General features: G+C 19.7%; 23 protein-coding genes and 3 tRNA genes. 14 read left to right on the top strand and 12 right to left on the bottom strand.

Annotated elements, in window-relative coordinates; genetic code table 11:
* Positions 1–128: 128 nt before the first annotated feature.
* The 3 genes from V9D86_RS01065 to V9D86_RS01055 all read left to right on the top strand — a co-directional run bounded on the left by V9D86_RS01065 (position 129) and on the right by V9D86_RS01055 (position 1,800).
* Complete coding sequence (locus V9D86_RS01065) at positions 129–1,472, top strand: hemolysin family protein (RefSeq protein WP_496559802.1); 1,344 nt, start codon at positions 129–131, stop codon at positions 1,470–1,472.
* A 122-nt stretch (positions 1,473–1,594) separates the two neighbouring features.
* Positions 1,595–1,669 (top strand) — tRNA-Thr (locus V9D86_RS01060).
* 56 nt (positions 1,670–1,725) lie between these two features.
* Positions 1,726–1,800: transfer RNA gene (locus V9D86_RS01055), tRNA-Gly, on the top strand.
* 1,408 nt (positions 1,801–3,208) lie between these two features.
* Here the strand turns inward: V9D86_RS01055 and V9D86_RS01050 are convergent.
* Positions 3,209–4,183 carry a DAK2 domain-containing protein gene (locus V9D86_RS01050; RefSeq protein ID WP_334330953.1) on the bottom strand — a complete coding sequence of 325 codons (975 nt, stop codon included), beginning with the start codon at positions 4,181–4,183 and terminating at the stop codon, positions 3,209–3,211.
* A 260-nt stretch (positions 4,184–4,443) separates the two neighbouring features.
* On the opposite strand from V9D86_RS01050, the gene rpmB reads away from it, so the two are divergent.
* Positions 4,444–4,632 (top strand): 50S ribosomal protein L28, encoded by a 189-nt coding sequence (rpmB, locus tag V9D86_RS01045; protein ID WP_334330952.1) that lies wholly within the window; start codon positions 4,444–4,446, stop codon positions 4,630–4,632.
* Between the two features lie 100 nt (positions 4,633–4,732).
* Positions 4,733–6,421 (top strand): hypothetical protein, encoded by a 1,689-nt coding sequence (locus V9D86_RS01040; RefSeq protein ID WP_334330951.1) that lies wholly within the window; start codon positions 4,733–4,735, stop codon positions 6,419–6,421.
* Between the two features lie 66 nt (positions 6,422–6,487).
* Here the strand turns inward: V9D86_RS01040 and V9D86_RS01035 are convergent, their stop codons facing one another.
* The 9 genes from V9D86_RS01035 to V9D86_RS00995 form a co-directional block, all read right to left on the bottom strand.
* Positions 6,488–7,072 (bottom strand): ECF transporter S component, encoded by a 585-nt coding sequence (locus V9D86_RS01035; RefSeq protein WP_334330950.1) that lies wholly within the window; start codon positions 7,070–7,072, stop codon positions 6,488–6,490.
* Between the two features lie 28 nt (positions 7,073–7,100).
* Complete coding sequence (gene obgE, locus V9D86_RS01030; protein WP_334330949.1) at positions 7,101–8,366, bottom strand: GTPase ObgE; 1,266 nt, start codon at positions 8,364–8,366, stop codon at positions 7,101–7,103.
* Between the two features lie 66 nt (positions 8,367–8,432).
* Complete coding sequence (gene rpmA / locus V9D86_RS01025) at positions 8,433–8,723, bottom strand: 50S ribosomal protein L27 (protein ID WP_334330948.1); 291 nt, start codon at positions 8,721–8,723, stop codon at positions 8,433–8,435.
* Between the two features lie 28 nt (positions 8,724–8,751).
* Entirely contained in the window at positions 8,752–9,069 is a 318-nt protein-coding gene (locus V9D86_RS01020) for a ribosomal-processing cysteine protease Prp (RefSeq protein ID WP_334330947.1), read from the bottom strand.
* A 13-nt stretch (positions 9,070–9,082) separates the two neighbouring features.
* On the bottom strand, positions 9,083–9,391 hold the full coding sequence (rplU, locus tag V9D86_RS01015) for a 50S ribosomal protein L21 (protein ID WP_334330946.1): 309 nt from the start codon (positions 9,389–9,391) through the stop codon (positions 9,083–9,085).
* Positions 9,392–9,422: 31 nt separating this feature from the next.
* Positions 9,423–10,364 carry an oxygen-dependent tRNA uridine(34) hydroxylase TrhO gene (gene trhO / locus V9D86_RS01010; RefSeq protein ID WP_334330945.1) on the bottom strand — a complete coding sequence of 314 codons (942 nt, stop codon included), beginning with the start codon at positions 10,362–10,364 and terminating at the stop codon, positions 9,423–9,425.
* Between the two features lie 187 nt (positions 10,365–10,551).
* Complete coding sequence (locus tag V9D86_RS01005; protein WP_334330944.1) at positions 10,552–11,154, bottom strand: nitroreductase family protein; 603 nt, start codon at positions 11,152–11,154, stop codon at positions 10,552–10,554.
* Between the two features lie 108 nt (positions 11,155–11,262).
* Positions 11,263–11,616, bottom strand: coding sequence for a hypothetical protein (locus V9D86_RS01000; protein WP_334330943.1), 354 nt, complete (start codon positions 11,614–11,616; stop codon positions 11,263–11,265).
* Positions 11,617–11,737: 121 nt separating this feature from the next.
* On the bottom strand, positions 11,738–13,075 hold the full coding sequence (locus V9D86_RS00995; protein ID WP_334330942.1) for an FAD-dependent oxidoreductase: 1,338 nt from the start codon (positions 13,073–13,075) through the stop codon (positions 11,738–11,740).
* A gap of 346 nt (positions 13,076–13,421) precedes the next feature.
* On the opposite strand from V9D86_RS00995, the gene lepA reads away from it, so the two are divergent.
* From lepA to V9D86_RS00970, 5 genes are all read left to right on the top strand, one after another.
* Positions 13,422–15,239: a translation elongation factor 4 gene (gene lepA, locus V9D86_RS00990; RefSeq protein WP_334330941.1), complete on the top strand. Its 1,818-nt coding sequence runs from the start codon at positions 13,422–13,424 to the stop codon at positions 15,237–15,239.
* Between the two features lie 225 nt (positions 15,240–15,464).
* The gene (locus V9D86_RS00985) at positions 15,465–16,757 is read left to right on the top strand and encodes an ABC transporter ATP-binding protein (RefSeq protein WP_334330940.1); all 1,293 of its coding nucleotides are present in this window, start codon (positions 15,465–15,467) and stop codon (positions 16,755–16,757) included.
* On the top strand, positions 16,757–17,560 hold the full coding sequence (locus V9D86_RS00980) for an ABC transporter permease (protein WP_334330939.1): 804 nt from the start codon (positions 16,757–16,759) through the stop codon (positions 17,558–17,560). The genes V9D86_RS00985 and V9D86_RS00980 overlap by 1 nt, the downstream gene beginning before the upstream one ends.
* Before the next feature lie 21 nt (positions 17,561–17,581).
* Positions 17,582–18,373 carry an ABC transporter permease gene (locus V9D86_RS00975; protein WP_334330938.1) on the top strand — a complete coding sequence of 264 codons (792 nt, stop codon included), beginning with the start codon at positions 17,582–17,584 and terminating at the stop codon, positions 18,371–18,373.
* Positions 18,370–19,584, top strand: a complete 1,215-nt coding sequence (locus V9D86_RS00970; RefSeq protein ID WP_334330937.1) for an extracellular solute-binding protein — start codon at positions 18,370–18,372, stop codon at positions 19,582–19,584. Before V9D86_RS00975 ends, V9D86_RS00970 begins: the two co-directional genes overlap by 4 nt.
* 97 nt (positions 19,585–19,681) lie before the next feature.
* Here the strand turns inward: V9D86_RS00970 and V9D86_RS00965 are convergent.
* Together V9D86_RS00965 and V9D86_RS00960 are read right to left on the bottom strand one after the other, a co-directional pair.
* Positions 19,682–19,773, bottom strand: a tRNA-Ser gene (locus V9D86_RS00965).
* Positions 19,774–19,894: 121 nt separating this feature from the next.
* Complete coding sequence (locus tag V9D86_RS00960) at positions 19,895–20,254, bottom strand: 4'-phosphopantetheinyl transferase superfamily protein (protein ID WP_334330936.1); 360 nt, start codon at positions 20,252–20,254, stop codon at positions 19,895–19,897.
* Positions 20,255–20,602: 348 nt separating this feature from the next.
* On the opposite strand from V9D86_RS00960, the gene V9D86_RS00955 reads away from it, so the two are divergent.
* The 4 genes from V9D86_RS00955 to lon all read left to right on the top strand — a co-directional run bounded on the left by V9D86_RS00955 (position 20,603) and on the right by lon (position 26,199).
* Positions 20,603–20,920, top strand: a complete 318-nt coding sequence (locus V9D86_RS00955) for a cold shock domain-containing protein (RefSeq protein WP_367950704.1) — start codon at positions 20,603–20,605, stop codon at positions 20,918–20,920.
* 111 nt (positions 20,921–21,031) lie between these two features.
* Positions 21,032–22,165 carry a methionine adenosyltransferase gene (metK, locus tag V9D86_RS00950; protein ID WP_334330935.1) on the top strand — a complete coding sequence of 378 codons (1,134 nt, stop codon included), beginning with the start codon at positions 21,032–21,034 and terminating at the stop codon, positions 22,163–22,165.
* A 300-nt stretch (positions 22,166–22,465) separates the two neighbouring features.
* Positions 22,466–23,761, top strand: a complete 1,296-nt coding sequence (gene tig, locus V9D86_RS00945; protein ID WP_334330934.1) for a trigger factor — start codon at positions 22,466–22,468, stop codon at positions 23,759–23,761.
* Positions 23,762–23,862: 101 nt separating this feature from the next.
* A complete protein-coding gene (lon, locus tag V9D86_RS00940) occupies positions 23,863–26,199 on the top strand; it encodes an endopeptidase La (RefSeq protein ID WP_334330933.1) in 2,337 nt (778 codons plus the stop codon).
* Positions 26,200–26,218 lie beyond the last annotated feature (19 nt).

The following is a 26,218-nucleotide window of genomic DNA, read 5'->3' as shown; positions in this document are numbered from 1 at the left end:
ATTAACAATATATTATATAATTTATACAGAATAAATAAAATTATTTAAATAATAGTATAAAAAATATATTAAATCAACTTAATTTTTAAGAAAATTTTTTAAATAGAAAAAAAGAGGTTATATTATAAGTGCCGTCGTTGTCATTAGGAGATTTAACATATCCTATAATTATATTAATGATTTTGATAATGTTTAATGCTATTTTTGCTGCTAGTGAAATAGCTTTGGTTTCATCAAGTGAGAACGCAATTGATTTAGATATAAAAAAAGGTTTTAAAAAAGCCATTAAAGTTAAAAAAAATAAAGAAAAACCAACAAATTTTTTATCAATGATTCAAATAATGATTCATATCTTAACTTTTTTACAAGGTAATGTTGTTATGAAATATTTTAATAATATTAATAATATTCAAGGTTTTAAGTTATATATTATTGAAATAATTATTATTTTTGTTTCTATTATTTTTGGTGAGTTGATTCCTAAAAGATTAGCTATGAATTCTCCTTTAAAAACTGCTTATATTTTTGTAAATTTAATGAATTTTATTTCTTTTATTTTTACTCCCTTAGTTTGGTTATTAACTAAAATTAATAATTTTATTTTAATTATTTTAGGATTTGATCCAAATAAAATTTTTAATTCTTTTTCTGAAGACGAAATTCGTTTATTATTATCTTCTAGTTACCGAAAAGGTATTATTGATCGAAATGAAAACGAAATTATTCAAAATGTTTTTGAATTCGATAATACTTCTGTTTCAGAAGTAATGCGTCATAGAAAAGAAATAGTTGCGATTGAAATTAATTTCACTAAAAAAGAATTAATTAAATTTATCGAAGTTCACAAATATACTAGATTTCCAGTATATGATGAAAGTATAGATAATATTATTGGTATAATTCATATTAAAGATTTTTTTAAATATTTAATAGAAAATAATGAAATAGATATTAATGAAAGTAAAAAATTTTCAATTAATTGTTTTATGAGAGAAGCTCATTATGTTTTGGAATTTAAAAAAATTAGCGAATTGTTTAGAGAAATGAAGTTGAAACAAAATCATATGTCTATTGTTATTGATGAATATGGTGGAACTGCTGGTATTGTTACTATTGAAGATTTGATTGAAGAAATTTTAGGTGAAATTGCAGATGAATATGATAATAAAAGTGTTGATATTGAAAAAATTTCTGATCATGAATATATAATTAAAGGATTTACTAGTTTATATGAAGTTGAAAATATTCTTCAAGCTGGATTGCCAGTTGATGATTATGATACAATTAGTGGTTTTATGATTAGTCAATTAAAAAGATGGCCTAAAAAAAACGAAAATGTAACAATTATTTTTCAAGGTTATCGATTTCAGAGTTTAAAATATATTAATAGAGTTATTACTAAAGTTAAGGTTATTAAAATTTTATCTATTGATAATAAAGATAATTTTTTATCTATTAATGATACAAATTAATTTTTTATTTTTAGTAAAATAATTTTATTATATTTATTATTTTTTGATTTAGTGTATAATATTTTTGATTATGATTTTTATTAAATTTAATTTTCAAAAAAAATTAATTTATTATTTGGTGAGTCCTTATAGTTTTAATGGTAAAACATAGCAATGGTAATGCTAAAATACAAGTTCGATTCTTGTTGAGGGCACCAAAATTATATATATATATAAGTTATTATTTTTTTTTTTTTTTAAAATCAAATCTTGTGCGGACGTCGTATAGTGGTTATTATACGTGCTTGCCAAGCACGAAATGGGGGTTCGATTCCCCTCGTCCGCTCCAATTGTTAATTTTTAAATTGTTATTTATTTTTTTATTTATTATTATTATTTATAAAAAATTTATTATTGATAATTGTAATAAGTAACAAAAAAAAAGAAAAAGTTAGATAATTTATATCTAACTTTTTCTTTTTTTTTTGTTACTTATATATTATATTTTATATTAACGATGATTAATAACGAAGATTATTTAATTTGGTTTTATAATGAGATTTTGATAGCTTATAATAAGAAATAATTATCTTCTTACATATTATTTATTAAGTATGTTTTATTTTTCAATTTTCTTGATATTCCTAAATGATAAATTTATATCATTATTATATTTTTATTTTTTCTTCATTTTTTATAATTTCTGTTTATTTTTTAACGAATTTTTTTAAAAAAATAATTTTAAATTATTTAGATTTTTTTTTGGATTATATTTTTATTATAAAAAAATAGTTTAAAATTCTTAATCGTTTTTTGTTAATTTTTTTATTAAATAAAAAGTAGTTTATCGGAATAGAATTAGGGTGTTTTATATTACGATATTTATTTTTTGATCCTCTAAAAAAATTCCAAATATACTATTATTATGTAAATAAGTTTCCAAGCATAATTCGGTTAATTTTATTTTATTTTTTAAAATATTTTTTAAATATAAATTATTATTTACTATACTATAATAAATTATTTTTTGACAGTGTTGATTTTTATGTTTTATTAACTTTTTTAGGTTTATAATTTCAAGTATTTAAACAAAAAAAATATTTAATTGCTTTAAGAATTGAAAACTTTAACTATTTTATTTCCAATTTATTTTATTATTCTTCTTTATTATCTTAGAATTGTTTTAAATCTTATTTCTTGTTATCTTCGTTTTTTATAATATTTTGTTTAAATATTTTTCTCTTAATTTGCTTTTATTCTCTGTTTTAATCCTGAATTATTTAGTTTTTAGAAATGAGAAAATTTGCTGTTGTATTATTATTGTGTATCATAATATTATTATAATATTAATAATTTGTTATTTTGTTAGTAATTTAAGTATCTTTTTCGCATTTTTTAAATCATTATTTTGATATATTTTATTCTTCTGAACAACATAAAAAATCATTTTTATTGTGATTATTTTTTAATGTTATATTATAGTATTTATTTTATATTTATTATTATTTATTTTGTATATTATTTTCAAGTAAAATATTAATAATTTTTTTACTTTAAGATATATTTTTTTGTTATATAAAATAATAATGTTTTTATTATTAATTTCTTTAATTTTTTTTATAAAATAATCAAATTTTGACGACATATTTATTTTTTAATCTAATTATAATGTTGGCATTTAAATTTCGAATTGTTTTTAACATTTTTTTTCAAATACTACAGTTATTATAGTATATTTGGAATTATTTTTTGATTTTTTAATTGATTATTTTTTTTGTTTTTATTATTTTTTGACATTGTTGTTTCATGTTATCTATTTTTATTTTATTTAATTCACCGTAATTTAATAGATAATTTAATATAATATCAGGATTATTAGTATGTATATGTAATTTTAAAATATTTTCATTAATAATTAAAACTATAGAATCTCCTTTATTATATAATGATTTTTTTATTTTTTCTTTATTTATTTCATTATTATTTTTTAAATTTATTATGTATTCACTACAATAAATATATTTTAATTCTTCTATATTTAAATTATGAATAAATTCGAAATTATTTGTTTCTTCTTCTTTGTCTTTATTATCATATTTTAATTTGTTACCTTGCAAAAACATTAACATTCCTTTTAAAATTTCAATAAAACCAGCTCCTCCACTATCAACTACTTTAGCTTTTTTTAAAATAGGTAATAATTGTGGTGTTTTTTCTAAAGAAATCTCGCTATTTTTAATTATTTTTTGCATTAATTCTTTAATATCTTTATCTTTGTATTCTTTCTCTTTCATATTTTCTACAGATTCTCTAATTACTGTTAAAATAGTTCCTTCTGTTGGTTCTAATACAGCTTGATAAGCTTTTTTATATCCACAAATTAAAGTTTGCATAAAATCTGAAATGTTTATAGTGTTTTTATTAATTTCTTTTAATTTTATATAAATTCCATCAAAAAATTGAGATAAGATAACTCCTGAATTACCTTTAGCTCCTATTAATAAAGCTTTAGATAAAACTTCTGCAATTTTAATAATAGAGTTAGATTTTATTTTGTTAATTTCTTTAATGCCTTCCATCATTGTCATTTTCATATTATTTCCTGTATCTCTATCTGGCACAGGGAAAACATTTAAATTATCTATTTTTTTATAATTATTTTTTAAATTAATGGCACCATTAGTTATCATTTTTTTAAATAAATCTGCGTTAATTTTTTTTGTATTTATCATTTTGATTTTTACCTATTTTCTAATTTATTTTTTATATTAATGGTTAATAATATTTTTTAATTTAATGTTTTATATTTTAAATTATAGAAAATATAAAAAATATTTTAAATTTCAAATTTGATTTTTTTTAATAATTATAATATAATTATATTAATCATTATTTATTTTAGTATATTTTTATATTTTTATCAAATATTTTTAATATATTATTCTTTAAATAAAAAAAATATTTTATATTGGAAGGTGTAAAAAATTTTATTATGGGAAAATGTTATATTTCACAAAAATCAACTTTATTTGGTAATAAACGTAGTCATGCTATGAATGCAACCAAGAGAATTTGGAAAACAAATTTACAAAACATTCGTATTAAAGATGAAAATGGTAAAATTAAAAAAATTAAAATATCTGCTCGTTCTTTAAAAAAATTAAATTTTAAAAGAATTTGATTTATTTAATTTTTAATTAAATTTTTTAAGTAAATTTAAGTTAAGTATGATATTTATATTTAATTAATGAATTAGAAAGCATACGGTGTTTTATTTATTTATGTATAAAAATATTGAAAATAAAAAAAATTTTATTTTTCGTTTTATTTTAGTTATTATATCTTTTATTGTTTTTTTATTAAATATTATAATTGAATTTTTTGTTACTGGAAAAATATTCGAAAATATTTTGAGTTTAACACAATGTAGTTATTTATTTGTTTTTTTAATTTTGATTTTAAGTTTTATTAATTCAAAAAGTAAATTTATTAGTAAATTACAATATAAAAAAATTGCTTCTGAATTGAATTTTATTGCTTTGGTAAATATTTTGCTTTCGGTTGTTATTTTAGTTGATGTTACTAAAAATATTGGATTAATTAGTCCAAATTCTACAAATAATTTAGGTGTTTTTATTTATTTTTTTAATTATATTTTAGGTTACTTTATTTTCCCTATTTTATTTTTATATTTTTTTTGTTACAATTATGATTTTCCGAATTATAAAAATCTTTGGATTCTTTTAATTTTTCCTTTTTTTTATTTTTTAATTGATTTTTCAATATATTTTTTTAAAGATTTTTTTACAAATGAAATGTATTTTTTAAAAAATAATTTTCTATATAATCTTTTTATTTCTCCTTATATTAAAAAAAATTCAATATCATTAATTTTAAATTTATTTAAAATTATGTTATCTTTTCTTTTTTTAGGTGGATCTTTAATTTTTATTAATAATTTAAAAATTTACAAATTATTTAAATTATTTTTAATTATTTTATTATTTTTTTGTATATCTTTAATTTTTTATAATAAATATGATTTACAACACATGAGAAAAGCTTTGATGGAACATAGTACACAAGGTTCTTTACTAAGTGTTGAAGCACAACATTTTGCTAATGAAATTAGTAATAATATAACTAATAAAACTAAAGATGAATTAAATTTTAGTAATAAAAAAATTTTAGAATTAGGTGCTGGAATAGGAAATATTACTCAATATTTAGTTGATAAATATGGAGAAGAAAATATTATTTCTATTGAGATTAATTCGGATTCTTGTAAATTTTTAAGTAAACGTTTTCCTGGATTAAAAGTTATTGAAGGTAATGTAAAAGATATTAAAACATTATTAACAAAAAACGGTTTTCAATTTGAAAATATTGAAGGGATAATATCTAGTTTACCGGTTACTATTTTGCCTGATGATGTTGTTAAAGAATTAGATTTTTCAATTGAAGAAATTATGAAAGCAAATAAAGGAAAAATAAAATATAAAGAATATCAACTTTTTCCATTTTTTGATATTATTCATAAAAATAAATTGCATTTAATTGAACATAATAAACAAAATTTTAAATTAGAAAAAAAATATTATTTGTTTACTAATTATTTTATACCTGTAGTTATATTTGAATATATATTTAATAATGAAAAAGTTGATGAAAAAATTACGTTGCCTTCTTATGATAATTATAGTCTTGTAGATGATGACGATATTGATTTAACAAATTTTGTTGATAATTATTCCATTAATAATCATACAGATTCGCCTTTTCAATCTTCTGTATCTATGTATTCACTTAAAGAAGAAGATATTTTTGAAAATTCTAAAGATAATAATTTCGAAAATTTATCAAATATAATTAATTCAAATAAGAGTTTATCTATATGCCCTATTAAAAAAATTAAAAATAAAAATAATTTTTTCAATAAGTTTAAGAAATGGATAAACAAAATTTTTTAAAAAAATTAAAAAAAATATATTTTAAATAAAAAAAGTTATTTTCTATAATAGAAAGAATAACTTTTTTTATTTTATGATTTCATCGAAAAAATTCAAACTATTTATTATTTTTTTTATAATAAAAGTTAAAAAAAATGGCGTTATTAAAATTGATAATGATTTTGATAATATATATTTTATTTCAATTGTTTTCCAAAAATTTATATTGTTATTATCATGATAATAATATATATTAAAGTATATAAAAGATAAAGTATTAAAAATTTGATAAAAAAATGAAATTAAAATAAAAAAAATATAAAATTTTAAATAGTTATTTTTTTTTTTCAAAATTAAACCCGGTAAAACACCAAATAAAATAGCAATTATAATACTAATTATAGGATTATAAGTATATTTTTGATTATTGTTAATTAAAAAAAAACCTAATGTTTCTGATAAAAAAGAACCTAAAAAAGATAAATAAAAGGGAACATAAAAAGACATTATTATTAATGGTAAAAATTTAATTGCGTAATCATAGTTTCTAAATTTTATAATTTGAATATTTAATTGTATTATATTATTCATTTTCACTAGTACGATTGATAAAGCTGATAAAAGAGATGTCAAAATAATTTGTTTTAAAATTATTAAATTATATTTTTTCATTATATAAATTAATTTTTCTATAATAAAATTAATTTATAAATTCAAAAATACGATCACAAATTTTAATTTTATTTTTAGAAAAATAAACTCCTTTTTTCATCAATTCTTCTTCAACACCTATTTTTTTTAAAAAAATAGCAAATTTTTTAGTAGCTTCTTCATTATTAAAATCAGTTTTATAAAAAAATTTTTCTATTTTTTCTCCTTCAACAACAAAAAATCCTTTATAATCTTTTTTAATAATAAAATCAGGTTTTTCTTTTTCTAATGTATATATTTTAAAAGAAGAATTTTCATATAATGGTAAATTTATAATATTTTTTTTTAACATTTCTAACATTTTATATTTTAATATTTTTAAATTTTTATTTTTTAATAATGAAGTGGGAATTATAATTTTATTTAATATTTTTTTTTGTAATTTGATTAATTTTATTTTTGCTCCTGGTATATCCATTTTGTTGGCTACAATTATTTGTGGTTTTTGTAATAAATTTTTATTATATATTTTTAATTCTTGATTTAAATTTTCAATATCTTTTAATGGATTTTTTTTGCTCATATCACAAATATGTATTAAAATTCGACATCTTTCGATATGTTTTAAAAATTTAATTCCCATTCCTCGTCCTAAATGAGCATTTGGTATTAAACCTGGTAAATCAGCTACAATAAAACTTTGATTGTTGACATAAACCATCCCTAAGTAAGGTTTTAAAGTGGTAAAATGGTAATCAGCTATTTTTGGTTTAGCATCAGAAATTATAGAAATTAAAGTAGATTTACCTACACTAGGATAACCTATTAAACCAACATCAGCTAGAATTTTTAATTCAGTTTTAATTGTTAAACTTTCTCCTAATCCCCCTTTTTCTGCATATGTAGGAACTGGATTTTTAAAATTTGCTAAAGATTTATTTCCTTTTCCGCCTCTTCCTCCTTTTGCAATAGTTAATATTTCACCGTGTTTTAATATTTCTCCAGTTATTTGATTTTTTAAATTATAGATAATAGTTCCTAAAGGAACTTTTATGTAAATATTTTCAGCATTAGCACCATGTTTATTTTTGTTTTTACCATTTTCACCATTTTTAGCTTTTAAGTGTTTTTGATATTTTAGTTTTAATAAATTGTTTTCGCCTTTTTCTCCTATAAAAAAAATAGATCCACCTTTTCCTCCGTTGCCACCATCAGGACCACCAAAAGGAACATATTTTTCTTTTCTAAAAGAAACAATGCCATTACCACCATTACCAGCTTTAATTTCATTAATTGCTTCATCTATAAAATACATTTTATATATTTTTTTCCTTTAATTTTTTAGAATATTAAAATTAAAAAAAATATAAAAATTATCTTTTTATATTTTTTTTATATTTTCATAAACAGAAACTTGTTTTTTATTTTTTTTATTTGTATATTTAATAAATCCATTTATTTTAGTGAATAAAGTGTAATCACTACCTAACCCTACATTATAACCGGGATGTATTTTTGTTCCTCTTTGACGATAAATAATAGAACCTGCTGTAGCATATTGTCCGTCTGATAATTTTGCTCCTAATCTTTTAGAATGGGAATCACGTCCATTACGAGTAGATCCTACTCCTTTTTTAGAAGCAAATAATTGAATATTTAATTTTAATAACATTTTTTTCTCCTTATTAAATTTTTAAAAATTATTTAATATTTGAATATTCTTTAATATATTTTTTATAATTTTTTTCTAGTTCTTTTAATGAATATTCTAGATTATTTAATAAAATAATCATTATTGAATTTTGTTTTAATATTTTTAAATTTAAAAAACCATCTTTTAATATATAATCAATATTTTTTTGTAATCCTAACATTTTTAAATTATTTAAAGTTAAAATAATTGCCGTAGAAACTGAAGAACAAACGATATCATTATTTTTTTTATTATATAAAGAGTGACCAAAAACTTGAATTTTTTTTATTTTTTCATTTTTTTTATAAAAATAATAATAAATCATATTTCAATTAAATTTATGCAATTATTTTTGTAATTAAAAGTTTAGTATAATTTTGTCTATGCCCTTTTTTACAACGATATTTTTTTTTACTTTTATATTTAAAAACAATAATTTTTTTTGTTCTTCCGTGTTTAATTATTTGTGCTTGAACTTTAGCTCCAGTTACAAAAGGTTGACCTAAAATATTTTTTTTTCCACCGATAGCTAAAATTTCTTTAAATTCATAATTACTTTTTTCCGTAAGTGATATTTTTTCTACAAAAATTTCTTGTCCTTCAAAAACTTGAAATTGTTTACTACCATTTTTTATTATTGCAAACATATTTTTATCCTTTGTTTTTTTTTATTTAAGTTTATAAATTATTTTTTATATTTTTATTTTTTATGATTTTATTTTTTATGATATAACGATTATTTTTGTTAATTTGACATTCATAACAACAACTTCCGAAAAATTTATGTTCATTATTTTCACTACAAAAAAATTGTTTATTACAAATTGGATTTGCACAATTTATATATCTTTCACAAGGTTTATTATCAAAAGTATCTTTGCCTACTATTTTATATTTTTGATTATTTATTTTAATAGCAATTCGACTATCAAAAACATATAATTTACCATTCCATAATATTTCTTTTGTAAAATTTGCATTACCATAAGAAATAACTCCACCTTTTAATTGGAAAGTGTTAGAAAATCCCTTACTTTTTAAAAAAGCAGAAAATTTTTCACAACGTATTCCACCAGTACAATATGTTATAATTTTTTTATTTTTTAGTAAATTTTTGTTTTTTTCTACCCATGTAGGTAAATCACGAAAATTTTTAATTTTAGGATTTATTGCATTTTTAAAATGACCTAATTGATATTCATAATCGTTTCTAACATCTAATATAATATTATCTATATTTTTTAAATTTTCATGAAATTCTTGAGGGTTTAAATAATTATTTTTTATTTTTAACATATCTATATCTTTATCTAGTTTTAAATTAACTATTTCTTTTTTAATTTTAATAGATAATTTTTTGAATACGTTTTTTTTATATTTAGTGATTTTAAAATCTATATCATTAAAAATTTCATTTTCTTGCATTATCTTAATGTATTGATTTATGTTTTCAACTTTTCCAGATAAAGTACCATTAATTCCTTCGTTAGATATAATTATTCTACCTAAAAGTTTTAAATTTTGACAAAATTTAAAATGTTTATTTTTAAAATATTGAAGATTTTTAATTTTTGTGTATTTATAATATAAAATAATAATATATTTTTCTATTTGTTCCATAAAAAGTTAACCCTTTGTTTATAAAAATTAATGACTCATTATTAATTGTAACATTTTGTTTGTTAAAAAATTATTTTTAATTTAAAAAATTTATTAAAAATAATAATGATCATAAAACCTTTATTTATTTTAAAAGATTTATGATCATTTAATTATTTTATTTATAAAAAAAATTAATTTTTAAAAATTATAACCAATGTGTTAGTTCTTTGATTTTCATTTTAAAATTTTTTACTTCTTGTTCTTGATTATTTTTAACTTTTTTTCCTATTGCTATAATTAAAGTTGGTAAATAATTTTTTTCAATGTTAAAAAATTTATTCAATTTTTTTTTATTAAAACCACCAATAGGACATGTTTCATAGCCATAATTTTTAGCAGATAACATTAATTGTAAAGATACAATACCACATTCTAAAAAAATTTCATTTTTTATTTCTTCACTAGTCATAGAATCATAATAATTATTTATTTTTTTAAATATTATTTCTTTTTTTGATATTTCTAAATCATTATATATTTTTGTTTTTAATTCTTTTATATATATATCTCCAAAAATTAAAATCATAGCTGAACTAGTTTCTAATTGATTTTTATTTCCATCATTTAAACAATTTGCTAATTTTTTTTTATTTTCTAATGTTTCAATAATAAAAAAACGCCATGGTTGAAGATTAAAACAAGAGGGAGCATAAGCAGCATCTTTTAGAATTTGTTCAAAAATATTTTTTGGTATTTTATGATTTTTTTCAAAATTACGAACTGCTCTTCTAGAAGTTAATAAATTCATTTTTTAAAACCTTTTATTGAACCTTTATTTGCATTTATAATAATAATATTTTTTATTATTTTTTTAATTTTTTGAATTATTAAAATTTTTTTAATTAAATTTTATTTTTTATTTTTGTTCAAATAATTGTTGATTAAAATATTTTAAATTATTTATATATATTTCTAATTCTTTTATATTTTTTTCTTTACAATTAACTTGAGACAAACTTTTTTTTAGTTTAGAAGTTGTTTTTTGTAATTTTATAATAAATTCTTTATTAAAATTTTTTTTAAATGTTTTAAAATTTCTGTCTGTTTCGTCTATTAAATTTAAAATTTTTTCTTTTTGTGTTTTTGAAATATCATTATTTATTGGTATAATTGATGCATGAATGTTTATAATGTTTGTATGTAAAATTAAATTTAAAATTAAAAATAGAAATAAAATTAATTTGATTTTTTGTTTATTTATAATTTTCATTTTCTAAATCTTTCTTTTAAGTTATTATTTATAATTTTATTTATTTTAAATAAATAAAATATTAGATATATTTTTAGTTAAATATAAATAAAATATTAAAGAATATATTTTGTTGTATTTTTTATTTAATATTTAAAGCTTTCAAACCTGCTAAATTTAATATACTTAAAGGTTTATTAAAATGTGGTTGAAAAAAGAAATCTATTAATGATAATTCTTCAACAGTCATGTTTTTTTGAATACAAACACTTAAAGTGTTTATTTTTTCTGTTAAATCTGATTTAGAAATAATTTGACCACCTAAAATTTTACGAGAAATTTTATCGAATACTATTTTTAATATTACTGTATTATATTGAGGCATAAATTCAGGTCTATTAGCATCTTTAATAATTACAGAATCATAATGATTTCCTAATTTTTTAGCCATACTTTCATTTAAACCAGTAGAAGCAATATGCCAATCATAAATTTTAATGCCACTTGTTCCTTGAGTTCCTAAATATTTAAATATTGGTTTTTTAATATTTAAACCTACAATTATTCCTGTTCTAATAGCATTAGTTGCTAAAGGAATATATTTTGGTTCTTGTGTAGGGTTATAATAACTATTGATACAATCGCCGCACGCATAAACATCTGGATGAGAAGTTACCATAAATTCGTCAATCAATATAGCTCCATTTTCTGAAACTTTTATTTTATCTTTTATTAAATTTGTATCTGGTTTGAAACCAATACACATAATTAACATTTCAGTTTCAAAATTTGATTTTTCAGTATGAACCTTAGTTATTAGTTCTCCTTCGACATCAAAACTTGTAATTTTTTGATTTAAAGCTAAATGAACACCGTTATCCTTTAATGTTTTTTCAGCTATATCAGTAAATTCCTTATCTAAATATTTAGGCATAATTCTTTTTTCTGCATCTATCAAAACTACTTTTTTACCTTGTACTGCTAAAGCTTCTGCTAATTCAATACCAATGTATCCAGCCCCAACTATTGTAATTTTATTAATATTTTTAATGTATTCTATAATATTATTTGCATGATTAAAATTTTTAGATAATAAAATATTTTTTGATTTAATTCCTTTTAACTGTGGTACGATAGGCCAAGAACCTAAAGCTAAAACTAATTTATCGAAATTATCAATAAATTTATTATTTGTTTCTAAGTTTTTAATTAAAATTTGCTTTTTTTCAAAATTTATATCAATAACTTCATGTTTTAATTTTATTTCTGCACCCATATTTGAAAGTTCATCTGGATTAGAGTAAAATAAACCATTTTTATCTTTAACAATTCCTTCTATATATAACGCTATACCGCAAGAAAGAAATGAAATATTATCATTTTTGTCGTAAATGGTTAATTTTGCTTTAGGATTATTCTTTTTAATAATTTTTGCTGCTGCTGTTCCTGCATGAGTACAACCAATTATAATTATCTTCATTTATACGAAAACCTCTTTCAACATTTATTTTAATTTTTTATCTGTTGCATATTAAATATTTTGTTCAATTACATTATAATATATTTTTATTTTTTTTTATTTTTATAGTAGCATTTAAATATTTCTAAAATTATTATATCTAACATTATCATTTTAAACTTATATCAATTTATATTCAAGTATTTTTTAAATATTTTAAATTTTTTAATATATTTTAATTATAAATATATAAAACTATTTATTTAAAGAATTTTTATTGTTATAATATTGTAAAATTGTTATTTTATAATAAACTTAATTTAATATTAAATTTAAAATATTAGATTATTTTAAATGGTGTTTAAAAATGCAAATAAAACAAATAAATAATAAACAAAAAAGAATTAGAAATTTCTCTATTATTGCACATGTTGATCATGGTAAATCGACTTTAGCCGATAGAATTTTAGAAATTACTAATACAGTTGAAAAAAGACTTATGCAAAAACAATTTTTAGATTCTATGGATTTAGAAAAAGAACGCGGCATTACTATTAAATTAAACGCTGTACAAATTATTTTTAATGATAAAAAAGGTGATGAATATATTATGCATTTAATTGATACACCTGGACATGTAGATTTTAATTATGAAGTTTCTCGTGCACTTGCAGCTTGTGAAGGAGTTGTTTTAGTTATTGATGCAACCCAAGGTATTCAAGCACAAACTTTAACTAATTTTTATTTAGCTATGGAAAATAATTTATTGATAATTCCTGTAATTAATAAAATTGATTTACAAAATGCTGATGTTAATAAGGTTCAAAAAGAGATTAAAGACACTTTAGGTATTGAACCAGAAAACACTATTTTAGTTAGTGGTAAAACTGGTGTAGGAGTATCAGAAATATTAGAAAAAATTGTTTCTCATATTTCATCACCGATAGGAGATATTAATGAACCTTTTCAATCTTTAGTTTTTGATTCTTTTTTTGATCCTTATAAAGGTGTTATTTCTTTAATTAGAGTTTTTAATGGCAAAATTCAAAAAGGTGATCAAATTCGTTTTATGTCTAATAATGAAGTTTATGAAGTTTCAGAAGTTGGTGTTTATAGTCCTTTTCAAACTCCAAAACCCTTTTTATTTGTAGGAGAAGTAGGTTATTTAGCTGCTTCCATTAAAAATATTGATAAAGTTAGAGTTGGTGATACAATTACTAATCATAAAAATCCAACTAAACAACGTTTACCTGGTTATCGTAAAATCCAACCTGTTGTTTTTTGCGGACTTTATCCAATTACTTTTAGTAAATATGAAACTTTAAAATCAGCTTTAGAAAAATTAAAATTAAATGATGCTTCTTTAACTTTTGAACCTGAAACTTCTATTGCTTTAGGATTGGGTTTTAGAATAGGATTTTTAGGTCTTTTGCATATGGAGATCATTCAAGAAAGGATTAGTAGAGAATTTGATATAGAGGTTATTACTACTGCTCCTTCTGTAATTTATCATGTTTATACTAAAAAAGGTGAAAAAATTTTAGTTGATAATCCTTCTAAATGGCCTAATTCTCAAATAATTGAAAGAGTAGAAGAACCTTTTATTAAAGCAACTATAATTTGCCCACAAATTTATATTGGAACTGTTATAACTCTTTCACAAAGTAAAAGAGGACAAATGCAAGATATTAGTTATTTAGATAAAAATATAGCTATGATAATTTATTTTTTTCCGCTTGCTGAAATTATGTATAATTATTTTGATAAATTAAAATCCATTACTAAAGGTTATGCTTCTTTTGAATATGAAATAGATAGTTATCGAACTTCATCTTTACAAAAAATGGATATTTTATTAAATGGAGATGTTATTGATGCTCTGTCTATTATTGTTCATAAAGATTTTGCTTATTTTAGGGGTAAAGTAATTTGTTCAAAATTAATGGAATGTATTCCTAAACAAATGTTTGAAGTCCCTATTCAAGTAGCAATTGGAAAACGAGTTATCGTAAGAGAAAATATTAAATCTATGCGTAAAGATGTTATTTCTAAATGTTATGGTGGGGATGTTAGTAGAAAAAAAAAATTATTATCTAAACAAAAAGAGGGTAAAAAGAAAATGAAAAATTTAGGAAAAGTTAAATTACCACAAAAAGCTTTTTTGGCTATTCTTTCAACCGAATAAATATTTAATTATTGAATAAATTATTATTTATTTTAGTTATGATTTTCTTAAATTTTTTCTTAAATTTGGTATTTTAAAAAAATTTAATAAAAAATATTTTGTATTTTTTATTAAATTTAATATTATATATTTATTATATACATTTTATTAAAAAATGTTTAAAAATTTAACAATTAATTTATTTATATTTTTTTTATTAAATATTTTTAGGAAGAAAATTAATTTATGGCTAATTTGATCGAATTAAAAGATATTACGAAAACAATTGATGAACAATTAGTTTTAAGAGGTGTTAGTCTTGAAATTAAAACTAATGAATTTGTTACCTTATTAGGCCCTTCTGGTTGTGGGAAAACTACTATTTTAAAAATTATTGGCGGATTTGAAACTCCTAATAATGGTGACATTTTATTTGAAGGTAAAAGTATTTTACAAATACCTGCCCATAAAAGACCAGTTAACACTGTTTTTCAAAAATATTCTTTATTTCCTCATTTAAATGTTTTTGAAAATATTGCTTTTGGTTTAAGAATTAAAGATTTTAATTTATTTATTAGACAAAAAATAAAAATTTTTAAAAATGATAATAAACAAGAAATATATAATTTAAAACAAATTTATCAAATTAAAATTCAAGAGTTATCGAATATTTTAAAATATGTTGCTATTTCTAATAAAGATAAAATTAAATTTAAGATTAATAAGTTAAAACAAAAATTAAAAATAGAAATTACTAATTTTAAAAATAATTTTAATTTTGAATTAAATAAAATGCATGATAAAATTTTAGATAAAAAAGATATTGAAAAATTAATTCTTAAAAAAGTATTTAAATATTTAAAAATTGTAGGTTTAGAAGGTTTTGAAAATAGAAATATTAACCAATTATCTGGAGGACAACAGCAAAGAGTAGCTATAGCTAGGGCTTTGATTAATGAACCAAAGGTATTATTATTAGATGAACCTTTAGCAGCTTTAGATTTGAAATTAAGACAAGAAATGCAATATGAATTAAAAGAAATTCAAAGAAATTCAGGAATTACTTTTATTTTTGTTACACACGACCAAGAAGAAGCTTTAACTATGAGTGATAAAATATTAGTTATGCATCAGGGTGAAGTACAACAAATAGGAACTCCAGAAGATATTTATAATGAACCAACTAATAATTTTGTTGCTAAATTCATAGGAGAATCTAATTTAATTTCTGGAATAATGAAAGATGATTATTTGGTATTTTTTGATAATCGAGAATTTAAATGTATTGATCATGGTTTTAAAAAAAATGAAAAAGTGGATATTGTTATTAGACCTGAAGATATTGATATTGTAAAAGAAGAAAAAGGTTTGATAACTGGTCAAGTTACTTTAGTAGCTTTTAAAGGAATTCATTGGGAAATTAATGTAGAAACTTCTTATAGAGTATATATTATTCACACAACAGATTATGTTAAATTTAATACTTTTGTTGGACTTTTTTTCAATCCTGAAGATTTACATGTTATGGAAGTATGGTAATGGTTTATATAAAAAAAAATTATTTATATAAAATATCATTAATACCTTATTATTTAATTTTAATATTTTTTATTTTGTTACCTATTTTTTTTGTTATTTTAAATTCTTTTCAAGAAACTCATAATGAAGGTTTTTTTCATACTACTTTTACTTTAAAATATTATTATTCTCTTTTTACTAATTTTTCTTTTTTTTATATTTTATTTAGATCTTTATCTATATCTATTATTACTGTTTTTTTACTTTTTATAATATCTTATCCTTTGGGTTATATTGTTTCTAAATTTAATCCTTTAAAACAAGGAATTTTAGTTTTATTAATTAATGGTATGATTTGGATTAATATGATTTTAAAAACACAAGCATTAGTACAAATTTTTAGTTTTTTAGAAAAAATTTTTCATGTTATCATTTTAGAAACTAATTTATCTATGTTTGTTGGTTTTATTTATTTATTTTTGCCTTATATGTTTTTGCCTATCTATTTAAGCATTATTTCTATAGATCCTCATTTAATTAATGTTGCTAAAGATCTTGGTGCTAATGAAATTCAAGTTTTTAAAAAAATTATTTTCCCTTTATCTTTTGATGAGTCTTTTATAGGTTGTATTTTAGTTTCTTTTCAAGTGGTTACTAATATCGTAGTTTCTAAATATCTTGGACATTCTACTATTCCTATGATTTCTGAATTAATAGAAAACAAAACTCTCTTAATTGGCGATATTCAAAGCGTTTGTTCTATTGCTGTTAATTTAATTTTATTAATGTTGTTGGTTTTTGTTTTTTGTAAAAAAAGTAAATAATTTAAAGGTATTGTTAAAATTATGTTTAAAAAAAATTTTTTAGATTATTTTTATTTGAATTTAATATTATTATTTATTTACATTCCTATTTTATCTTTAGTAATTTTTTCTTTTAATCAAGCAGAAGGTAGAATTGCTTCTTTGGTAAATTGGGAACGTTTTGGTTTTCAATGGTATGGTAAAATTTTTAGTAATTCTTCTATTAGAAATTCTATTTTTGTTACTTTTAAGATTGCCATTTTTTCTACTTTAATTTCGACTATTATAGGTACTCTAGCAGCAATTTCTTTATCTCAAAATAAATTAAAATGGCAAAATTTTATTTTAAATTTAAATCAAATTTCTTTTATTATTCCAGAAATAATTATCGCTTTAGCTTTATTTGTTTTTTTTGGTTTTATTAGATTAGAAAATGGTTTTTTAAGGATGCTTTTTGCTCATATTTCATTTAGTGTTCCTTATGTTTTGGCTACTATTTTTCCTAAATGTTATAATTTTGAAATAAATTTATTTGAAGCTGCTTATGATTTAGGCGCTAGTCCTTTACAAACTTTAATTAGGGTTGTTTTACCACAATTAAAAAGTGTTATTTTAGCTGGAGCTAGTTTAGCTTTTGCTTTATCATTTGATGATTTTATTATATCTTATTTTGTAGGAGGATCTGATTATCAAAATATTTCTTCATATATTTATAGTTTAAAAGGAACTATTAATCCTTCTATTAACGCATTATCATCTATTTTGATTTTATTTATATTTTTTAAAATTTTTATTAATTATCTAAAATTAAGAAAAGAAACTATTTTTAAATGAAAAAATATATATTTTTAATTTCTTTAAGCATTTTTTTAATTTTATTATTTTTTTGTTATCCAACTAAAAAAAATAAAGAAATAATAACTTTATTTAATTGGGGTGAATTTATTGATAATGAAGTTATTGAAGAATTTAATAAAAAAGATCCATATTTTGAAGTTAAGCAAAGTTTTTTTGTTTCTAATGAATTAGCAATCAATAAAATTAAAACAGGAAATATTTATGATATTGTTATTTTAAGTGAATATGCTATAGAACAATTAAAAAAAGATAATTATCTAACGAAATTATTTTTAGGTTCTGGTGGTCTATTATTTGATGAATCAAAATTAACTTTAAATAATTTTTTATCAAATATTTTAAAAAAAAGTACTTTTGGAGAAATTTTTTATAATAATAAAGTTAATCAAACTAATGGTTTTTATGCTATTCCTTATGTTTGGGGTAATGTTGGTTTATTGTATAATAAAAAAATTATCAAAAGTATGAATATGGAAATTAAGGATTGGAGAAATATATTAAAAAATCCTGAAATAAAAATATCTTTATACAACAATCCTAAAGATGTTTTATTTATAGGTTTAAAAGCTACTAATTGTGATAATAAAGATATAAAAAATCCTTCAGATGAACAGATTAAAAAAGCTAAAGAATGGCTAATAGAATTAAAAAAAAACAATTCTCAACTTTCTTTTATTACAGACCAAATATTGGATAATATGAAAGAAAAAAATAATGAACGTTATGATATATCATTAGTTTATTCTGGTGATGCTACTTTTTTAAAAGAAAAAAATGATAATTTAGACTATTATACATTTGATAATGAAGATGAAATAAATAAAGGAACTAATATTTGGATCGATGGTATTGTTTTTCCTAAAAATTCTAATATAAAAGGTGCTTATAAATTTATTAATTTTTTATTTAATAAAGATCAACTAGAAAAAAATTATAATTATATTAAATATGATTCTCCTTATTCTGATAAACAAACTATTAATAATAATTTGAACGAAAAACAATGTGTAATATATCATTATGATAAAGAATTAAATAAAAAAATTTTTGATGCTTGGTACGAAATTTATTCATCTTCTATTAGAAGTGATAAATGGTTATTTTTTTTTAGTTTTTTGATAATTATTTTTATATTATTATTTAATTTATTTTTTTATTATTCTAAAAAAAAATTAAATCCCATTTAAAATAAATATTATTTTAAATGGGATTTAATCGTTAGATAAATTTTAAAATTTTAATAATTTATTTTTTTTAAAAAAAATATTAAATTTTTAAAATTTATGGCGGAGTAGAAGGGATTCGAACCCTTGCACCGATTACTCGGACTACGTCTTTAGCAGGGACGCCTCTTACGACCACTTGAGTACTACTCCGTTATTTTATTAAAAATTATATTTAAAAAAATAATTTTTAATGTTTTTTTATATTATTTTTTTATATTTAAATAATAGTTTATTTTATTATAAATTTAAAATAAAGTCAAATTAATTTTTTTTAATTTATATTTATTAAAATTGCAAATGCTACGGCATATTTTTCACTATGCGAAATAGAAATAATAATTTTTTTTTTTTTATTTAAATTTTGTATATATGGCGCTCCTATTTTATTATTTAAAATTGTATACGAACAAAAATTATTTTTTTTATTTTTATTAGTATATGAAGTTTTAAAAATAGCTTCTTTTATTGCCCATCTACCGGCAATAAAACTTAATTTTCTTTTAATATTATTTATATTTAAAAATATATTATATTCTTCTGGAGATAAAATTCTTTTAGATATTTTTTCTATACCTATTTTTTCAATTTTTTTAATTTCTATAATATCTATGCCAATATTTTCAATTTTCATTATTTTCTTTCTTTTTTAAAATAATTTTTATTTTTCAACGTTTGTTGATTTTTTATTGAAATATTTTTATTAAAATTGATAAAAATATATTAATTTCTATTTTATCAAATTTTTTTTATTTTATAAAATTTTAATTATTAAGTTTATTTGATTTTTGTTAATATAAAATTATTTAATATTTTATTTTTATTCTAACATTGTTAAAATTAAAATATTTTTTAAATTTATATTTTAAATATCTTGAAATTTTAAATAAATTAGTTATAATATATTTAGGTTTTATTAAACCGAAAATGTTATCATTAAAAATGTTATCATTAAAATAAAAGGAGTATTATATAATTTACTATGTCAGAAAAAGAAATAAAAAATTGTGAAGAAATTTTTTCACAAGGCGAAGAAAATCTACAACTAACAGGTGTTTGTAGATGGTTCAATAAAGAAAAAGGTTTTGGATTTTTAAGACAAATAGGTAATGATGTTCCAGCTGATGCACCAGATATCTTTTTTCATCAAAGCAAAATCCAATGGGAAGGTTTTAGATCTTTAGATGAAGGTGAAGAAGTTCAATTTACTCTTGTTGAAGGAGAAGACGGACGACCACAAGCTATTGACATTGTTCGTTTCACAAAAATACCAACACAACCAATAAAAGAATCAAATTAATTACAATTTATTTTAATTAAAAAAAACTTGTTTTTTTCAGGTTTTTTTTAATTTATTTTTTATAAATAATTTTTTTAAAATATTTAAATTAAAAAATTAAGTGGTGTTTAAATGCAAAAATTTACTAGTGAATCAGTTACTAAAGGCCATCCAGATAAAGTTGCAGATCAAATTTCTGATGCTTTATTGGATGCTTTTTTAGAACAGAAAAAAGATGCTAGAGTTGCTATCGAAACTATTGTAACTGCTGGAACAGTTTTTGTTTTAGGTGAAGTTGAACCGAATATTTTTATTGATTATAATAATATTATTAAAAAAATTATTCGTTCGATAGGTTATGATAGAAGAGAAGAAAATTTTTCTTATCAAGATTTAAAAATTATTAATAAAGTACATTCTCAATCGAAAGAAATTTCTTTAGTTGTTGATAAAAATTTACCAGGTGATCAAGGCTTAATGTTTGGTTATGCAACTAATGAAACGCTCTCTTTTTTACCTTTTGGTTTTGATTTATCAAAAAAACTTTCTTTAAGATTGACAGAAGTTAGAGAAAATAAAATTATCCCTTTTTTAAGACCAGATGGTAAAACTCAAATAACTATGGTTTATGATTTTAATAATAAACCATTATATATTGATTCAATAGTTATTTCTTCTCAACATGAGGCTAATATTGATAGAAAAATTTTAGTTGATGCTATCAAAAAAGAAGTAATAATTCCAGTTATAAATAATAATTTTATTAATTCTAAAACAAATTATTATATTAATCCAGCGGGATCTTTTGTTAATGGTGGTCCTAATGCAGATACTGGATTAACCGGTAGAAAAATTATTGCAGATACTTATGGTGGTTATTCTCGTCATGGCGGAGGTGCTTTTAGTGGTAAAGATTCTTCTAAAGTTGATCGAAGTGCTTCTTATATGGCGAGGTATTTAGCTAAAAATATTGTTGCTTCAGGAATTTGTGATATTTGTGAAATTCAAATTTCTTATGCTATAGGAATTGAACATCCGCTAGGAATTTATATTAATACTTTTAATACAAATAAAGTTTCTGAAGAAATAATTTTACAAACAATTAAAAATAATTTTGATTTAAAACTTAAAGGAATTATAAAAACATTAGATTTACAAAAACCTATTTATCAAAAAACAGCTTCTGAAGGTCATTTTGGTAATTATAAAAATAATTTTTCTTGGGAAAAAATAGATAAAAAAAATATTTTTAAAAAATTATTTTAATTTTTATTTTTTATAAATTACATATTTATCATTGACTATTGTTTTTATTTATATTTTTTTTGAATAAATTTTATATTTTTACTTAAAATTTTGTATAATATAATTATATATTGAGAAATTTTTACTGTGATATTTTAATACAAATTAATTTAATTTTTATAATTTTTTAAATTATCATTATTTATTATAATTTACTATATAAATATATTTATTTTGTAAATTAAAAGTAAATACTAAATTATAAAAAATTATTTAAAACTTATTTAAAAATAGGTAATAATAAATATCAGAGAGAAAATTATGGAAATAAAAAAAATTAGTGATTATCGTGTAATATATTATTTTTGTATTAATATTGATGAATTAGAAAAAACACTGTCTTATAATTATAATATTATAAAACATAAAATAAATTTTAAAGGTTTTCGCAAAGGTCATGTACCAATAAAAGTTTTTCAAAAATTTTTTAATACTGATTATTTATATAATAAAGTTTTTGAAGATTTGATAACTCAAAAATATCAAGAAATTTTAAAAGATAAAAAAATGGAAATCATTGGTCAACCTGAATTAATAGATTTAAAACCATATCCTTTGGATTTTACACAACCCTTAAGTTTTGGTTTAGATGTTAATTTAGTTCCAAAAATTGATTTATGTAAATATAAAGGTTTAGAAATAATTAAAAAAAACTTTAATATTGAAGAAGAAGTAGAAAAAAAAATAAAACAATTATTAGAACAACAATATATTTTTGAAGATAAAAAAAGTAATTTGTTATTAGAATTAAGTGATATTGCTGTATTTGACTTTGAAGGTTTTATTAATAAAAAAACTTTTGAAGGAAATCGAGCTGAAAATTTTTATTTAGAAATTGGGAGCGGTAAATTTATTCCTGGATTTGAAGAATCTATGATAGGAATGAAAATTCAAGAAAAAAAAGAAATTAATGTTACTTTTCCTTCTGACTATCATTTACAAAATTTAGTTAACAAAAAAGCTATTTTTAATGTTTGTTTAAAAGCTATTAAAATTAAAAAACCAGTGATTCTTTCAAACAAAGTAGTAAAAAAAATGAATTTTAAAAATGTTGAAAATATATTTGAATTGAAAAAAAATATAAAAAAAAATTTAGAAATTGAAAATAATTTCAAAGAACAAAAATATTTTAAAGAACAAATTTTAAATCATATAATTAATAATTCTTATGTAGATATTTCTAGATATTTTTTAGATAAAATTAAAGAACAAGAAATAGAAAATTTAAAAAGAAAAATTATGCAAGAAAAAATTACTTTAGAACAATATTTTATTTCTTTAAACATATCACAAGAAAAATTTGAAAAAAATATAGAAGAAAAAATATTGAATGAATTTAAATGGAAAATATTATTAAAAAAGATTATCGAACAAGAAAAATTAACAGTATTTGAAACAGAAGTAGAACAAATTAAACAAGAAATCAATAAAGTAGATAATAAAAATATTCAAGTAAATAAAAATAATTTTTCTTCTTCAAGAATTAAAAGTTATTTATTAGAAGAAAAAGTTTTTAATTTTATAATATCAAAAGCAATTATTAAAAATAGATATTGAAAAAAATAAAAAATTAATTTATTCAATATAATAATTTTTTTATTTTTATTTAGTTATAATATAATAATTTCATAGTTTATTTCGGATAGGAGTAAAAAAACATGGATAATTATAAAGAAGAAAAAAAAAATATTAATAATGAATTGCCTGCTGTAGTTATTAGAGGGCTTGTTCCGATTCCGCACAATGATTTCAGAATAGAAGTGGGGCGTTCTTTTTCTGTTGAAGCTTTAAAATTAGCAGAAAAAAATAATTATCCTTATGTTTTAGTTTTATTACAAAAGAATTTTTTTAGTGATAAAATTAAAATTTTAGATATTGAAAAATTCGGAGTTTTAGCTAAAATTATTACTAAAGTTAAAATTTCTAATGATATTTATAAAGTTAAATTTCATGTTGTTAAAAGAATTAAAATTAAAAAATTTGTAAAAACTTCTCCTTTATATTTAGTTGAATATAACGAAGTTAAAACTTTATATGGTGATTTAAAAGATGAAAAAGTTTTAATTAAAATGGTTATTCAAGAAATTAGTAATAATTCTCATGAAATAGTTGGTAATTCAGATAAAAATCTTTTAGAGCAATTTGGACAAGAAATTAGCAGTGAAAAGTTAACTGATTTAATTATTTTTTGTTTGCGTATCGATGAATCTCACAAATATAAATATTTAAAAGAATGTAATTTAAATAAAAGACTTTTTTATATTTTAAATGATATTGCTTCTCATATGTTTAATATTTCTATTGAACAAAAAATTAATGATCAGGTTAGACGTAGTATTGATGAAAATCAAAAAGAGTTTTATTTAAGAGAAAAAATGCGTGCTATTCAAAATGAATTAGGTGAAAAAGTTAAAAAAGAAGAAGAAATTGAAGAACTTAGAAATAAAATTAAAATTTCTAAAATGCCTAATAATATAAAAGAAAAAGCTTTTCAAGAATTATCGCGTTATCAATCATCTTCTTCTTTAGTTGCTGAATATTTTGTAATTAGAACTTACTTAGATTTTTTAATATCTTTACCGTGGAAAAAATTTAGCAAAGATGTTAATGATTTAAAAAAGATTCAAGATAAATTAGATATTAATCATTATGGTTTAAAAAAAGTAAAAGAACGTATTATTGAATATGCTGCAGTAAAAATTATGACTAAAAAAAATCCTCAAACTATTCTTTGTTTATCTGGTCCTCCAGGTGTAGGAAAAACTTCTTTAGCTATTTCTATTTCAGAAGCTTTAGGTCGTAAATTTGTTAAACAGTCACTTGGCGGTTTGAAAGAAGAAAGTGAAATTAGAGGTCATAGAAAAACTTATGTTGGTGCTATGCCGGGACGTATTTTAAATGGCTTGAAAGAAGCAGGTACTATGAATCCAGTATTTTTGTTAGATGAAATTGATAAATTAGTATTTAATAATAGTTATGATCCATCTTCAGCTTTAATGGAAGTTTTAGATCCCAAACAAAATAAAACTTTTATGGATAATTATTTGTCTGAACCTTTTGATTTATCACAAGTTTTATTTATTACAACTGCTAATTATTTAGAAAATATTTCTGCTCCCTTGAGGGATCGATTAGAAATAGTTGAATTAAATTCTTATACGGAACAAGATAAGTTTATGATTGCTAAAAATCATTTGATTTCACAACAAATTAAAAGTCATGGTTTAGATGAATCACAATTTGAAATTGATGATTCTAGTATATTTCATATAATACGCCATTATACAAAAGAAGCAGGCGTTAGAGAGTTAAACAAAAAAATAGCTGATTTAGTTAGAAAAACTGTAAAAGAAATTTTAATTAATAAAAAAGAAAAAGTTATTATAAATAAAGAAAATATTGAATTTTATTTAGGTAAACCTATTTATTTTCATACACTAGCAAATATTAAAGAACAAATTGGAATAGCTAACGGTTTAGCTTATACTTCTTTTGGTGGTGACATATTACCTGTAGAAGTAACTTATTATAAAGGCAAAGGACAGTTAATTTTAACAGGAAAATTAGGTCAAGTTATTAAAGAAAGTGCAATGACAGCTTTAAGTTTTTTAAAATCTCATGCTAAAGAATTTGAAATTGATTTTGATATTTTTAATAAAAATGATTTTCATATTCATTTACCTGAAGGTGCTATTCCTAAAGATGGACCATCTGCAGGTATCACTATAGCTACTTCTATTATTTCTGCTGTCAAAAAAAGATATATTCGTAAAGATATTGGTATGACAGGAGAAATTACTTTAAATGGAACAATTTTACCTATTGGTGGTTTAAAAGAAAAAGCTATTGCTGCTAATCGTAGTGGTTTGAATACTATTTTAATTCCTAAAGATAATTTAAAAGATATTGATGATATTCCCGAAGAAGTTCTTAAAGTTTTAGAAATTATTCTTGTTGATAATATTAATGATGTTTTTATAAAAGCTTTAGTTTAGTGTTGAATAATAGAGGTTA

It is taken from the genome of Candidatus Phytoplasma prunorum, assembly GCF_036924415.2.
GTDB classification, from domain to species: domain Bacteria; phylum Bacillota_I; class Bacilli_A; order Acholeplasmatales; family Acholeplasmataceae; genus Phytoplasma; species Phytoplasma prunorum.
Note: the sequence above shows the minus strand (reverse complement) of the source record. Positions and strands in the feature narration are given on the sequence as shown.

Coding starts and splice junctions, on each gene's coding strand:
- V9D86_RS01050 (WP_334330953.1), bottom strand. CDS start 4,183: ATGATAAATACAAAAAAAATTAACGCAGATTTATTTAAAAAAATGATA.
- rpmB (WP_334330952.1), top strand. CDS start 4,444: ATGGGAAAATGTTATATTTCACAAAAATCAACTTTATTTGGTAATAAA.
- V9D86_RS01040 (WP_334330951.1), top strand. CDS start 4,733: ATGTATAAAAATATTGAAAATAAAAAAAATTTTATTTTTCGTTTTATT.
- V9D86_RS01035 (WP_334330950.1), bottom strand. CDS start 7,072: ATGAAAAAATATAATTTAATAATTTTAAAACAAATTATTTTGACATCT.
- obgE (WP_334330949.1), bottom strand. CDS start 8,366: ATGTATTTTATAGATGAAGCAATTAATGAAATTAAAGCTGGTAATGGT.
- rpmA (WP_334330948.1), bottom strand. CDS start 8,723: ATGTTATTAAAATTAAATATTCAATTATTTGCTTCTAAAAAAGGAGTA.
- V9D86_RS01020 (WP_334330947.1), bottom strand. CDS start 9,069: ATGATTTATTATTATTTTTATAAAAAAAATGAAAAAATAAAAAAAATT.
- rplU (WP_334330946.1), bottom strand. CDS start 9,391: ATGTTTGCAATAATAAAAAATGGTAGTAAACAATTTCAAGTTTTTGAA.
- trhO (WP_334330945.1), bottom strand. CDS start 10,364: ATGGAACAAATAGAAAAATATATTATTATTTTATATTATAAATACACA.
- V9D86_RS01005 (WP_334330944.1), bottom strand. CDS start 11,154: ATGAATTTATTAACTTCTAGAAGAGCAGTTCGTAATTTTGAAAAAAAT.
- V9D86_RS01000 (WP_334330943.1), bottom strand. CDS start 11,616: ATGAAAATTATAAATAAACAAAAAATCAAATTAATTTTATTTCTATTT.
- V9D86_RS00995 (WP_334330942.1), bottom strand. CDS start 13,075: ATGAAGATAATTATAATTGGTTGTACTCATGCAGGAACAGCAGCAGCA.
- lepA (WP_334330941.1), top strand. CDS start 13,422: ATGCAAATAAAACAAATAAATAATAAACAAAAAAGAATTAGAAATTTC.
- V9D86_RS00985 (WP_334330940.1), top strand. CDS start 15,465: ATGGCTAATTTGATCGAATTAAAAGATATTACGAAAACAATTGATGAA.
- V9D86_RS00980 (WP_334330939.1), top strand. CDS start 16,757: ATGGTTTATATAAAAAAAAATTATTTATATAAAATATCATTAATACCT.
- V9D86_RS00975 (WP_334330938.1), top strand. CDS start 17,582: ATGTTTAAAAAAAATTTTTTAGATTATTTTTATTTGAATTTAATATTA.
- V9D86_RS00970 (WP_334330937.1), top strand. CDS start 18,370: ATGAAAAAATATATATTTTTAATTTCTTTAAGCATTTTTTTAATTTTA.
- V9D86_RS00960 (WP_334330936.1), bottom strand. CDS start 20,254: ATGAAAATTGAAAATATTGGCATAGATATTATAGAAATTAAAAAAATT.
- V9D86_RS00955 (WP_367950704.1), top strand. CDS start 20,603: ATGTCAGAAAAAGAAATAAAAAATTGTGAAGAAATTTTTTCACAAGGC.
- metK (WP_334330935.1), top strand. CDS start 21,032: ATGCAAAAATTTACTAGTGAATCAGTTACTAAAGGCCATCCAGATAAA.
- tig (WP_334330934.1), top strand. CDS start 22,466: ATGGAAATAAAAAAAATTAGTGATTATCGTGTAATATATTATTTTTGT.
- lon (WP_334330933.1), top strand. CDS start 23,863: ATGGATAATTATAAAGAAGAAAAAAAAAATATTAATAATGAATTGCCT.